Source organism: Acinetobacter sp. yr461 (assembly GCF_900110445.1).
Taxonomy (GTDB): Bacteria; Pseudomonadota; Gammaproteobacteria; order Pseudomonadales; family Moraxellaceae; genus Acinetobacter; species Acinetobacter calcoaceticus.
The window spans coordinates 126,412-138,899 of the sequence record NZ_FODU01000004.1; the positions used below are offsets into that span (position 1 = coordinate 126,412).

General features: G+C 40.6%; 12 protein-coding genes. All 12 read left to right on the top strand.

All coding sequences use genetic code 11. From position 1 onward, the window contains the following. Positions 1 to 178: 178 nt before the first annotated feature. The 12 genes from BMW38_RS08770 (at position 179) to bamB (ending at position 12,466) form a co-directional block, all read left to right on the top strand. Positions 179 to 2,362 carry a carboxy terminal-processing peptidase gene (locus BMW38_RS08770; protein WP_080026275.1) on the top strand — a complete coding sequence of 728 codons (2,184 nt, stop codon included), beginning with the start codon at positions 179 to 181 and terminating at the stop codon, positions 2,360 to 2,362. A gap of 139 nt (positions 2,363 to 2,501) precedes the next feature. Then, complete coding sequence (locus BMW38_RS08775; protein ID WP_092707311.1) at positions 2,502 to 3,791, top strand: glycosyltransferase family 4 protein; 1,290 nt, start codon at positions 2,502 to 2,504, stop codon at positions 3,789 to 3,791. A gap of 24 nt (positions 3,792 to 3,815) precedes the next feature. Next, the gene (locus BMW38_RS08780; protein WP_017391286.1) at positions 3,816 to 4,367 is read left to right on the top strand and encodes a phosphatase PAP2 family protein; all 552 of its coding nucleotides are present in this window, start codon (positions 3,816 to 3,818) and stop codon (positions 4,365 to 4,367) included. A gap of 99 nt (positions 4,368 to 4,466) precedes the next feature. Beyond that, on the top strand, positions 4,467 to 4,667 hold the full coding sequence (iscX, locus tag BMW38_RS08785; protein ID WP_003654869.1) for a Fe-S cluster assembly protein IscX: 201 nt from the start codon (positions 4,467 to 4,469) through the stop codon (positions 4,665 to 4,667). Positions 4,668 to 4,780: 113 nt separating this feature from the next. Next, complete coding sequence (gene ndk, locus BMW38_RS08790; RefSeq protein ID WP_003654870.1) at positions 4,781 to 5,212, top strand: nucleoside-diphosphate kinase; 432 nt, start codon at positions 4,781 to 4,783, stop codon at positions 5,210 to 5,212. 123 nt (positions 5,213 to 5,335) lie between these two features. Continuing rightward, positions 5,336 to 6,571 (top strand): 23S rRNA (adenine(2503)-C(2))-methyltransferase RlmN, encoded by a 1,236-nt coding sequence (rlmN, locus tag BMW38_RS08795; RefSeq protein WP_092707313.1) that lies wholly within the window; start codon positions 5,336 to 5,338, stop codon positions 6,569 to 6,571. Positions 6,572 to 6,585: 14 nt separating this feature from the next. Then, positions 6,586 to 7,386, top strand: a complete 801-nt coding sequence (pilW, locus tag BMW38_RS08800) for a type IV pilus biogenesis/stability protein PilW (protein WP_003654874.1) — start codon at positions 6,586 to 6,588, stop codon at positions 7,384 to 7,386. Then, the gene (locus tag BMW38_RS08805; protein WP_092707315.1) at positions 7,377 to 8,168 is read left to right on the top strand and encodes a helix-turn-helix domain-containing protein; all 792 of its coding nucleotides are present in this window, start codon (positions 7,377 to 7,379) and stop codon (positions 8,166 to 8,168) included. Before pilW ends, BMW38_RS08805 begins: the two co-directional genes overlap by 10 nt. A 21-nt stretch (positions 8,169 to 8,189) precedes the next feature. Further along, the gene (ispG, locus tag BMW38_RS08810; protein ID WP_092707317.1) at positions 8,190 to 9,305 is read left to right on the top strand and encodes a flavodoxin-dependent (E)-4-hydroxy-3-methylbut-2-enyl-diphosphate synthase; all 1,116 of its coding nucleotides are present in this window, start codon (positions 8,190 to 8,192) and stop codon (positions 9,303 to 9,305) included. Further along, positions 9,302 to 10,594: a histidine--tRNA ligase gene (gene hisS / locus BMW38_RS08815; RefSeq protein ID WP_017388395.1), complete on the top strand. Its 1,293-nt coding sequence runs from the start codon at positions 9,302 to 9,304 to the stop codon at positions 10,592 to 10,594. Before ispG ends, hisS begins: the two co-directional genes overlap by 4 nt. A gap of 28 nt (positions 10,595 to 10,622) precedes the next feature. Further along, positions 10,623 to 11,321, top strand: coding sequence for a YfgM family protein (locus BMW38_RS08820; RefSeq protein WP_004641116.1), 699 nt, complete (start codon positions 10,623 to 10,625; stop codon positions 11,319 to 11,321). After that, entirely contained in the window at positions 11,321 to 12,466 is a 1,146-nt protein-coding gene (gene bamB, locus BMW38_RS08825; RefSeq protein WP_092707319.1) for an outer membrane protein assembly factor BamB, read from the top strand. Before BMW38_RS08820 ends, bamB begins: the two co-directional genes overlap by 1 nt. The last annotated feature ends 22 nt before the right edge of the window (positions 12,467 to 12,488 follow it).

Here is a 12,488-nt window from a genome sequence, read left to right on the forward strand (position 1 = left end):
AATTTTGATTGAAAAACAATAAGCGAATTTTGCAATGTTTTGCTACATTTTGTCAGTACAGAATATGATAAAACTACACGGTATAAACAATTTAGTTGGTTAAGATTTTGAATCTGCTTAGTTCATATCGAAAACAGAGCATGTAAGATAGGAACACCCAAGGAAGTATTAAAAATTTATGAAACTTCAAACTATAGCTTGTGCAGTAGCGATCGCGACTGGCGGTTTATTCTTCTCTCATACGATGAATGAAGCGAGAGCAGCAACGAATACTGCTGTGGTTTCTCAATCGATCCAGCCAACGCAAGAGCAGGCTTTGGTAGCCCGCCAACTGGCAACTTTAGTTGATCGCCAACATTATTTGAATATGCGTTTGGATGCGACGACATCAAATCGTATTCTCGATATGTATTTAGATAATCTTGACCCAGATCACTCATTATTTTTAGACGCTGAAGTTCAAAACTATAAAAAACTATATGGTTCAAATTTTGGTGCTTCATTAAAGGCGGGGAACTTAACAGGGCCATTTGCTATTCATCAGCAATATCGTGAACGTTTAAAACAGTTTTATGAGTTCATGTTGGCTGAGTTAAAACAACAGCAAAATTTAAAACAGCCAAATAGCTATATCGAAGTTGATCGTGAAAAAGCGCCATATTTTAAAACGACAGCTGAGCAACAAAACCACTGGCGTAAAATGTTGGTTTCCCAGTTAATCAACTTAACCATTAGTCGTGAAGAAGAGCAGGCTAAACAAAAAGCGCTAAAAGAAAACCCTTCACTTGCTGATGGTCAAGACTTAACTGGCCCAGAAGATCTAACGCCAGCTCAGACCTTAACTAAACGTTATACACGTCAGCTTGAAAGAATTAGTCGTGTGAAAAGCGATGATGTGTTGGACAAAACATTAAATGCAATGTTGGCGACCTATGATCCACATAGTAACTATTACCCGCCAATTGATGCGATAGAATTGAATCGCCAAACGACCTTGCAACTAGAAGGCATTGGTGTATCGATTCGTCCAGAGCGTGGCAATGAAGATTACACCAAGATTGAAACCATTGTAGAAGGCGGTCCTGCTAGTAAGTCTGGTCAAGTGAAATCAGGAGATCGAATCGTTGGTGTCGCCCAAGAAGGCGAGAAAATGATTGATGTGGTTGGTTGGTCAAGTTCTGAAATTGTTGGACTCATCCGTGGTAAACGCGGAACGAAAGTAACATTAAAACTTCTTGGTGCTGGTGCATCAATGAGTCAGGCACGTAATGTGACCTTAGTGCGTGATGTCATTCAAGAAGAAGATGCTGGTGTTCGTTCACGTACAGTTGAAGTTAACCGTGATGGTAAAAAGCACCTGTTGGGTGTAATTGAAATTCCATCATTCTATTTTGATTACCGTTCACGTCGTGCTGGTCAACAGTACCGTTCAGTTTCGGAAGATACTGCAAATGCTTTTGAAGCGTTAAAAGCGAAGAAAGTAGAAGGTATTATCATTGACTTACGTAATGACCCAGGTGGTTCATTAGAAGAAGTTGCACGTATGCTGGGTCAAGTGATTAAGTCAGGTCCAGTTGTGCAAATTCGTGATGGTAATGGCAACGTAAGCGTTTTTGAAGACAACGATGGCGGTCAGCAAATTTACACTGGTCCTCTTGCTGTAATGGTTAACCTAGCGTCAGCGTCAGCGAGTGAAATTTACTCTGCTGCAATTCAAGATTATGAGCGCGGTATTATTATTGGTAGCACAACAACTGGTAAGGGTACAGCTCAGGTACAACTTGATACTCTGGCATACGGTCAAGCGACTTTAACTCAGCGTAAGTTCTACCGTATTACGGGTGGTAGTACACAAAATAAAGGTGTAGTGCCAGATATTAAACTTGTCGATATCTATAACGAAGAGTTTGGTGAACGTAAATCGAAGAATGCGTTGAAATGGGATACGATTCCGACTGCACCGTTTAAGCGTGAAGGTTCTGTTCAGCCATATGTCGCGAAGTTGTCTCAGTCTTCTGAACAACGTGTTGCTGTCGATCCTCAGTTTAAATATTTAAATAAACGTACTGCGATTGCTAAGGTTACAAGTGAGCAAAAGCAAGTCGTACTTGATATTGATAAACGCCGTGCAGAATTGCTTGGTTTAGAGAAACAGACTCTAGATGCAGAAAATGAACGCCGTGCAGCAAGTGGCCAAAAGCCTTTTGCAAATTGGGAAAGCTATCAAGCTTCATTAGATGCTCTAGCTGAATCTCGCGCTAAAATGAAAGCATCGCAACGTCCTGCATTGCCAGAAGAAGAAACTTTTGTGACTGAAGCTGCAAATGTACTCATGGACTATGCAAAATTGCAAAATCGCTAAGCGTTATTAAGTTCTAAGAGAAAAGCATACTGTCATCAGTGTGCTTTTTTTTATTTTTCATGTCAGTAAACTGTCATGCATTTATCATCAAAGTGTCAAAAAAACTGCTTAATCTTTAAGCATGAAAATAAATACATTGATGGATGGCGCTATGCAAAGCTCATACGCGACAGCACTATTAAAACAACAGCAACTTCCTGAAAGCTTCCAATTCTATTTTAAACAAAAGCAGCAGTTGTCTAATACCCACTCATTACATGAGTTGGTTCGCCCGCGTTTAAAAATTGCGATTGTTACCGAAACATGGCCACCTGAAATTAATGGTGTGGCACTTTCATTATTACAGTTATGCCAAGGCTTACAAAAGCAGGGGCATAAGATTTTACTGATTCGCCCAGAACAAAAAGCAAAATGTCATGACTTTACACCAGAGCAAGAATGTCTGGTCATGTCGCAAGCGATTCCAAAATATCCAACATTACAGTTTGGTTGGCCACAATATTTAAAAGTATTGAAAGCTTTTGAAAAGTTTGTGCCAGATGTAGTCCACATTGTGACAGAAGGGCCTTTAGGTTTAACTGCCATGCAGGCTGCAAAAGCAAAAGCTATTCCGGTTTCTAGCGGCTTTCATTCACCCTTTCAAGATTTTAGCCGATTCTTTGATTTGGCTTTTTTAGTCAAACCGATTCAAAAATACCTGTGCTGGTTTCACAACAATACTCAAGTGACCTGTGTGCCGAGTAAAGATACACAAGAAGCATTACGAGGTTTCGGTATTACGTGTCCACTGGTTGTTGTTGGGCGCGGCGTAGATACGACAAGGTTTTCACCAAAGCATCGTTCTGAAAATTTGCGAAAGCAATGGGATGCTGATGAGAATACTCGCGTTATGCTCTATGTGGGACGTTTGTCGCCTGAGAAAGAAGTGCAAGTGCTGATTGAAAGTTATGCCAACTTACAAACTGTTCAGCCACATAAAACTAAGTTAGTTATTGTGGGAGATGGCCCAGATTTTGCTCGGTTAAAATCATTGCCTGAAGCGAAGGGCGTTATCTTTACCGGAAGTTTGAGAGGTCAAGATTTGGCAACTGCCTATGCGAGTGCGGATGTATTCGTATTTGCGAGTCAAGTTGAAACGTTTGGTAACGTAGTTTTAGAGGCAATGGCAAGCGGTTTGCCAGTTATCGCGTATGATTATGCATGTGCACATCAATACTTAACCCATGGTGTGAATGGCTGGTTAAGCCCACTTGGACAAAAAAGTCACTTTATACAACAAATTTATCAGCTTCCTTCAGTACAACAACTTAGAGAAATGGGCGTACAAGCCTGTCATAAAGTACAGCAAAGCGGTTGGCAACTTCCGGTTCAGCAATTGGAGCAGGCATTTTATCAGGTAGTGAAGGAGCCCTCTGTGGACTTCACCTAAGTATCCTAAAATAGGAGAATGACCATGAAACTTAAGAATGCAAAAATAAAAATACTCGATTTAGATTTGAGAGGCTGTTTATATCTTAACAATTTCTCTCATTCACAACGTGTTGCCCTTTTTTTCAAAATCATTAGTCGTGTAGGTGATGGACCATTTTGGTATCTCATGCTGGCAATCGTATGGGGGATGCAAGGCATCACCTATAGCCTGCAAATCATCTATTTATTACTGGGTGGTTCTCTTGGAACGGCAATCTATAAATTCTTAAAACATAAAACAACGCGACCTCGCCCTTATCAGGTGCATCAGGTGATTGTGCTCGGTGAAAGACCACTCGATCATTTCAGCTTTCCATCTGGCCATACGCTTCATGCCGTGATGGTCACGATTGTCTTGGGCTATATCCAGCCAGTCCTGCTTGCGGCGATGTTTCCTTTCATGGTGCTTGTGGCATTGTCTCGTATGGTGCTTGGTCTTCACTACCCAAGTGATGTGATTGTAGGGGCTTTAATTGGCGCCGCTGTGGCAAGTTTGATTATTTTTGCTGCACCTTTATTGAACATCGCTTTATAAGCATCGGTAATTTTTATCAGCTTAAGCTAACGATTAGGTTTGTGGATTTGCTAAAGTACACAGTTCATGATTTAGCAGATTAAACAGATAGGAGCCGCTATGGGCTTACGTTGGACAGATACGATTGATATTGCCATTGAATTGTCAGAAGCACATCCAGAAGTTGATCCGCAATGGATTCGTTTTACCGATTTACATGCATGGGTATGTGCTTTACCAGATTTTAATGATGACCCCAATAAATCGACAGAAGGATTGCTAGAAGGGATCCAAATGGCCTGGATAGACGAAGTTCGCTAAAAACAGTAGAAAAAATCGCAACTTTTACACATACAAAGCTGATTATTGCCTATGACATCGGTATAATGCGGCAAATTTTTTAAAGTTTAAATCTTAAAATAAAGGAGCCACTCATGGCTATTGAACGTACTTTGTCTATCGTAAAACCTGATGCAGTGTCTAAAAACCACATCGGTGATATTTTTGCTCGTTTTGAAAAAGCGGGTTTAAAAATTGTTGCGACTAAAATGAAACACCTTTCTCAAGCTGATGCTGAAGGTTTCTATGCTGAGCATAAAGAACGTGGTTTCTTTGGTGACTTAGTTGCATTCATGACTTCTGGTCCAGTTGTTGTATCTGTTCTTGAAGGCGAAAATGCAGTTCTTGCACACCGTGAAATCTTAGGCGCTACAAACCCTAAAGAAGCAGCTCCTGGCACTATCCGTGCTGACTTTGCTGTAAGCATCGACGAAAACGCTGCTCACGGTTCTGACTCAGTTGCTTCTGCAGAGCGTGAAATTGCTTACTTCTTTGCTGACAACGAGATCTGCCCACGCACTCGTTAATCGAAAGCATTCAAACCAGATAAGTGGTATACTACTTATCTGGTTTTTTTATTCTCTCAAGAGAATATTGTTTGATTCTTGAACAATATCTTCAGTTTTTTGACATGGTTTAGGTAAATACACATGAGTTCTGCAGAGGTCGTTTCATCTGAAAATCTTGATGGACAGCAGCAATCTTCGTCCACGCTGGTAATCCCTGCTGCCGAAAATAAAGTGAATTTACTCGGCATGTCTCGTACTGAATTAGAAAAATTCTTTGAAGACATTGGTGAGAAAAAGTTTCGTGCTGGACAAGTCATGAAATGGATTCATCAATACTTCATTACTGATTTTGCTGAAATGACCAATATTTCAGGCAAATTACGTGAGAAGCTTGAACAGATTTGTGAAATCAAGGCGCCTGAAGTTGTTCACCGTCATTATTCAAAAGATGGCACACGTAAGTGGGTTTTTCGCGTGGGTGATGGTGCAGGGTCTTTGGTTGAAACTGTATTAATTCCTGCTGAAGATAAAACAGGCTTACGCAAAACTTTGTGTATTTCGTCACAAGTGGGTTGTGCATTGGACTGTTCATTTTGTTCAACAGGTAAACAAGGTTTCCAACGTGATTTAACGCCAGATGAAATCATTGGACAACTCTGGATGGCAAACTATTCTTATATGGAAGAAGTGCCTGTTGCCGAGCGCGAGCGTTCAGTGACCAATGTCGTGATGATGGGTATGGGTGAGCCATTGCTCAACTATGATGCCGTATTAAGCTCCATGCAGATTATGCTTGATGACTTTGCCTATGGCATGTCTAAGCGCCGTGTGACTTTGTCAACGTCAGGTGTTGTACCGAAAATTGACCAACTTGCAAAAGACATTGATGTTGCTTTAGCAATTTCTTTACATGCACCAAACGATGAATTACGTAACGAATTAGTGCCAATTAATAAAAAATATCCATTGGCTCAGCTAATTGCAGCATGCCAGCGTTATATTGCCAAAGATGGTAATGAAAGTTCGCGTAAACATGTGACGATTGAATATGTGATGTTGGAGGGGGTAAATGATCATCCTGCACATGCACAGCAAATGATTAAATTATTAAAAAACTTACCAAGTAAAATTAATTTAATTCCATTTAATCCGTTCCCGCATGCGCCATATGGTCGCTCAAGCCGAAATCGAATTATCTCGTTCCAAAAAACTTTGTCTGATGCTGGATTTGTGTGTACGATTCGTCAAACACGTGGTGATGATATTGACGCTGCATGTGGACAGTTAGTCGGTCAAGTGGCTGATAGAACTCGTCGTGCTGAACAGTGGCAGAAGAAAGTCACACAGCGTCAAGAGATTTTGCGGACACAAGGATAAATTGAGGGCAGGCTTTGAGTACTCCAAAGTTAAAAACGGTATTTTGTATGGGAGTTGCAGTTGCGCTTTTGGCAAGTGGTTGCCAGACAACGCATACGCAAAAAAAAGACCCAGAAAAAGCGGTAAAGGTGCGTACACAACTTGCTGCTGAACATATCCGTTCAGGTGACTTGGATTCGGCAAAGCGAGCTCTTGATCAAGCTTTAAGTGTAGATAGCCGTGATGCAACGGCAAATATGATGATGGGTATTTTACTACAGCAAGAAGGTAGTAAGCCGAACTTAGAAAAAGCAGAACATTATTTTAAACGAGCAATTTCATCTGAACCAGATAATGCTCAAGCACATAATAATTATGGTACTTATTTATACCAAATGGAACGCTATAATGATGCGATCGAGCAATTTCGTATTGCTGGCACAACATTAGGTTATGACCAACGCTATCAGGCGTTAGAAAATCTGGGGCGTATTTATTTAAAATTGGGTGATGTTGCGAATGCTGAAAAAACATTCAAGCAATCACTCCTTGCTAACCGCGACTCTTATATTTCAATGTTAGAGTTAGCGGAAATTTTTTATTTGCAGCAGCAGATTCCGGCTGCTACACAAATGTATGAGCAATATGTTCGTACAGTGGGGCAGAAAAATCAGGGTGCAAGAGCACTTTGGATTGGTGTAAGAGTGGCTCGAGCCAATGCGGATAAAATGGGAATGCAAGTGTTAGTAAACCAATTACGTGCCTTGTTCCCAGAAAGTCCAGAATATCAACGTTATTTGCAATTACAGTATAGTACTGAGGCCGTATGGAAATAAATCCTAATTCACAGCAGCCAACTGGCTCAAGCTTACCGACTTCTGCTTTAGGAAATATTCAACGTCCTGGTGAGTATTTACGTCAAATTCGAGTTGCTCAGAATAAAGAGTTAGGGCAAGTTTCTTCAGATTTAAACATGCCGGTCAAAACTCTAACCGCTTTAGAGCAAGATGATTATAAGTCATTGCCAGAAGCGACTTTTATCAAGGGTTATTACCGTTCATATGCAAAATATCTAAATACAGATGCGACGGCAATTATTCAGCGCTTTGATGAGATTTATGCAAATGATACCGGGCTTTTACCAAATCATGCCTTAAATAACTCACCAATTAAAATCATGGGTAAACTCCCTGGTTCTAATAGTGACCGTAATAAGAAATGGTTAAAGCGCGCACTGCTTGCAATTTTGGTTATTGCTGTTGTGTCATTGATTGTTATGGGTATTCAAAAGTGGACTTCAACGAAAGAAGATGTTGATTTGCCTAAAGTAAATCAATCTAACGTTGAAGTTTTACCTATGAAAGGAAATACCACCTCAACAGTGGGTGATCAATTGGTGCTAAACTTTAACCGACCAACTTCTGTTCATATTGTTGATGCAACAGGTAAAGTTTTGGCGACAGGTCGTCAGTCATCAACTTTAAATTTAAATGGTGAGTCTCCATTTCAGATTCGTCTTGATGATGCAACTGCTGTGTCATTAAGTTTAAACCAAGAACAGATTTCATTGTCTCCATATACGGTAAACGGTAAAGCTGAATTCCGTTTATCCCGCTAATACCATGAGTTGAGCGATACAATGATAGAGAACCCAATTAAACGTCGACCAACACGTAAAATCCGTGTTGGGTCGGTGTATGTCGGTGGTGATGCACCTATTAGCGTGCAAAGTATGACAAACACTGAAACTTGCGATGTTGATGCAACCGTTGCTCAGATTGAACGTTGCGCTGAAGCAGGTGCTGATATTATGCGTGTTTCGGTCCCATCTATGGAAGCTGCTGAAGCATTTGGCGCAATTCGTAAGCGCGTTTCAGTACCATTAGTTGCCGATATTCATTTTGACCATAGAATTGCCTTAGCAGTTGCAGATTATGGTGCAGACTGTTTGCGTATTAATCCGGGGAATATCGGGTCTGACCAGAAAGTTCGTGAAGTCGTTGCTGCTGCACGTCATCATGGCATTTCAATGCGTATTGGCGTCAATGGTGGTTCTTTAGAAAAAGATTTACAGAAAAAATATGGTGAGCCTACTGGGCAAGCACTTCTTGAATCAGCTTTACGTCATATTGATATTTTAGATCGACTCAATTTCCATGAATTTAAAGTTAGCGTAAAAGCCTCAAATGTATTTTTAACGATGGATGCTTATCGTTTACTTTCAAAACAAATCGATAATCCATTACATCTTGGTGTAACTGAAGCGGGTATTTACCGTACTGGTACTGTGAAATCAGCGATTGCCCTTGGCGGATTATTGATGGAAGGTATTGGCGATACGATGCGTATTTCGCTTGCTGCTGAACCAGAAGATGAAATCAAGATTGGTTTTGATATCTTAAAATCATTGGGACTTCGCTCTAACGGGATTAACTTTATTGCTTGCCCGAGTTGTTCTCGTCAAGAATTTAATGTTATTCAGGTGATGCAAGCTTTGGAGGAGCGTTTAGAAGATATTCGTACTCCAATGGATGTGTCAGTGATTGGTTGTAAAGTAAATGGCCCGGGTGAAGCAAAAGAGGCGGATATCGGGGTTGTCGGGGCTGCGCCTCGTTCATTGGTTTATCGTAATGGTGAAAAAAGCCATTTAATCGATACCGATCAATTGGTTGATGAAATCGAAACAATGGTTCGTCAACGTGTCCAAGAGCTTGAAGAAGCTAAATCTAAAGAAATTATTCGTAGTTCATCATGAGTTCAATTGTCGCAATCAAAGGTTTTAATGACGTCTTGCCAACGCAAACAGTAGCGTGGAGACGTCTCGAGCAATATTTAGCATCTTTAATGGATGCTTATGGATATCAACAAATTCGTTTGCCGATTATTGAACAAACGGGATTGTTTAAACGTACTATTGGTGATGCAACCGATATTGTTGAAAAAGAAATGTATACCTTTTTCGATAAAGGTAATCCACCTGAGTCGTTAACCTTACGTCCAGAGGGTACGGCAGGTTGTGTTCGTGCGATGCTCGAACATAATTTGTTGCGTGGTGCTACACCGCGTGTGTGGTATATGGGACCTATGTTCCGTTATGAAAAGCCACAAAAAGGCCGTTACCGTCAGTTTCACCAGTTTGGCGTGGAAACTTTTGGCGTGGCAACACCTGATATTGATGCCGAATTGATTTTGTTGACAGCACGTTTATGGAAACGTATGGGTGTTGCCGATAAGGTTCAACTTGAGTTGAATACTTTAGGTGAGGCTGATGAGCGTACTGAATACCGCAATGCATTGGTTGCTTTTTTAAACGAGCATAAAGATGCGTTGGATGAAGATTCTCAGCGTCGCTTAACAACAAACCCGTTACGCATTTTAGATTCTAAAATTGAATCTACCCAGAAAATTCTGGAAAATGCACCGAAATTGCATGATTTCTTAAAAGAAGATAGTTTGGATCATTTTAAGCAGTTACAAGATTATTTGACTGCTGCTGGTATCCAGTTTGTAATTAACCAGAAGTTAGTGCGTGGTCTGGATTATTACAACAAGACTGTTTTTGAATGGACAACAACTGCACTTGGTTCGCAAGGTACAGTATGTGCCGGTGGACGCTACGACGGTTTAGTTGGCCAGTTAAAAGGTAAGCCAGATCAATCAGTACCAGCTGTTGGTTTTGCGATGGGTATGGAGCGTTTATTGCTTCTACTTGAGCAAGTTGAACAGGCCGAAGTTATTCGTGATTGTGAGGTCTTTTTGGTTGCAGAGCCTGCTTATCAAACCAAAGCTTTGATTTTAGCGGAACAATTACGTGACCAGTTAGAAGCTGCAAATAGCAGTATTCGAATCAAAACAGGTTCGCAAGGCAGCATGAAAAGCCAGATGAAAAAAGCTGATCAGGCTGGAGCAATCTTTGCTTTGATTTTAGGGGAACGAGAGTGGGATGCACAGCAGCTTGCAGTAAAAGAACTAGCAACAGCTGAACAGTCACAAGTCGCGATTGCTGACCTCGTACCATTTTTAATCCAAAAATTTACAAAATAAACTGAAACATCTGGAAAAGGACAATCACATGAGCGTAAGTGATGAAGAACAATTCGACAGCTTAAAGTCGTTCGCCAAAAAATATGGTTCTGCCATGATTAGCGGAATTCTCATTGCGTTGATTGCCTTTTTTGGGTGGACATACTGGCAAAAAAAGAATCTGGCAACTAGCCAAGTAGAAACTGCAAAAGTACAGCAGTTAATGGATGAGGCAAATGCGAGTGCTGATAATCCAAACGCCTTAAGTTCGGTAACTGCGTCGGCAGATAAAATTGTAAAAGATGATATCGATTCTGTTCAGGCAATACAGACTCAGTTTGTATTGGCAAAATTAGCCTATGAAAAACAGGACTATGCTGCTGCTGAAAAAGCATTAAAGAAAGTTGAAAATTCAAAAGTAAAAGATGAAGGTTTGATTCAGGTTGTAAAATTGCGTTTAGCAGATGCACAATTGGCGCAAAACAAATATGATGAAGCACTAAAAACCTTGTCTGGTAACGTCGATCCAGCATTTAAAGCAACGGTAGAAGAGTTACGTGGTGATATCTTTGTTGCTAAGAAAGATGTTGATTCTGCTAAAAAAGCGTATCAGGCAGCCTGGAATTCGTTACTAGAACGTAAACAAGAGCGACAAATTTTACAAATTAAACTCGAAAGTGTTGGCGTTTTAGTTGAAGATCCACAGATTGAGCGCCCAATTTTGGAAACACAGGTGGAAGAGTCTTAATGAATCATAAATTCAAACTGCCTTTGGCAATTGCAATCGCATCGGCTGTACTGGTGGGATGTTCGAGTAATAAAGTAAAAGAAGTTAAACCTAATCCTCTACCGAAATTGACCGAGTCGAAAAAGACCTTAACGCCAGTGTTTTCGCGTAGTGTTTCTTCTACTGATAAGGCTGATCCATTACGTTTGCAACTTGATGCAAGCGACGGTGTGGTTTTCACTCTTGATCCAAAAGGCGAAGTAGCTGCATATCGTGGTAAACAACGCATTTGGGAGAAAAAAGTCAGCAAATTAGGCTTGAGCTCTGGTGTTGAAGCTGCTGAAGGACTTGTTGTTGTTGGTAATAGTAAAGGGCAACTTTTTGCACTAGATCAGGCAACAGGCGAACAGAAGTGGACTGCACAGTTATCGGGTGCATTGTTAAGCCCGTCATTGGTTCAATCTGGACGCGTTATTACCATTGCAAATGATGGTACTGTATTTGCGCATGATGCCGCTTCTGGTCAACAAGTTTGGGCTTATAAATTACCCAATGTCCAATTTAGTTTACGTGGTCAGGCATCACCGGTGAGCCTTGATCCTCGTACTGTATTAATTGCATCTGCGAATGCGTATGTTTATGCAATTGATACGATTAGTGGTATTCCACGTTTCCAACGTCGTGTTGCAGTAAGCGAAGGTCGTTCTGATATTCAACGTTTAATTGATATCGATGGTGATCCTACTGTAGCTGGACAGTTTATGGTAACGACCAGTTTCCAAGGTCAAGTGACTGTTACCGATCTTGCTTCTCAACGTGTAGTTTGGAGTGAAGATTCGAGCAGTACTAAACGTCCAGAAGTTTATGATAACAAAGTATTTGTCTCTTCAGCAGATGGTAAGTTAACAGCTTACGATTTAGCGTCTGGTGAAAAAATCTGGGAAAATGATAGTTTGTTAAACCGTCATTTAAGTAATCCGGTTGTGCTAGGACAAGATCTTGTTGTTGGCGATTTAGATGGTGTATTACATCTTGTTGAACCAGCAACAGGTAAATTAATTGGTCGTTCAAAAACAAGTGGTGAAGTTAATACATTACGTGTTATCGAGAACCAACTTTATGTTTCGACCAGAAAAGGTGATTTAAGTATTTGGCAGAATCGTTAATTTCGTTCGCTTGTGCTAAAAT

What these genes read in the sequence shown, in the direction of transcription:
- BMW38_RS08770 (WP_080026275.1), top strand. Translation starts at nt 179, where the DNA reads ATGAAACTTCAAACTATAGCTTGTGCAGTAGCGATCGCGACTGGCGGT.
- BMW38_RS08775 (WP_092707311.1), top strand. Translation starts at nt 2,502, where the DNA reads ATGGATGGCGCTATGCAAAGCTCATACGCGACAGCACTATTAAAACAA.
- BMW38_RS08780 (WP_017391286.1), top strand. Translation starts at nt 3,816, where the DNA reads ATGAAACTTAAGAATGCAAAAATAAAAATACTCGATTTAGATTTGAGA.
- iscX (WP_003654869.1), top strand. Translation starts at nt 4,467, where the DNA reads ATGGGCTTACGTTGGACAGATACGATTGATATTGCCATTGAATTGTCA.
- ndk (WP_003654870.1), top strand. Translation starts at nt 4,781, where the DNA reads ATGGCTATTGAACGTACTTTGTCTATCGTAAAACCTGATGCAGTGTCT.
- rlmN (WP_092707313.1), top strand. Translation starts at nt 5,336, where the DNA reads ATGAGTTCTGCAGAGGTCGTTTCATCTGAAAATCTTGATGGACAGCAG.
- BMW38_RS08805 (WP_092707315.1), top strand. Translation starts at nt 7,377, where the DNA reads ATGGAAATAAATCCTAATTCACAGCAGCCAACTGGCTCAAGCTTACCG.
- ispG (WP_092707317.1), top strand. Translation starts at nt 8,190, where the DNA reads ATGATAGAGAACCCAATTAAACGTCGACCAACACGTAAAATCCGTGTT.
- hisS (WP_017388395.1), top strand. Translation starts at nt 9,302, where the DNA reads ATGAGTTCAATTGTCGCAATCAAAGGTTTTAATGACGTCTTGCCAACG.
- BMW38_RS08820 (WP_004641116.1), top strand. Translation starts at nt 10,623, where the DNA reads ATGAGCGTAAGTGATGAAGAACAATTCGACAGCTTAAAGTCGTTCGCC.
- bamB (WP_092707319.1), top strand. Translation starts at nt 11,321, where the DNA reads ATGAATCATAAATTCAAACTGCCTTTGGCAATTGCAATCGCATCGGCT.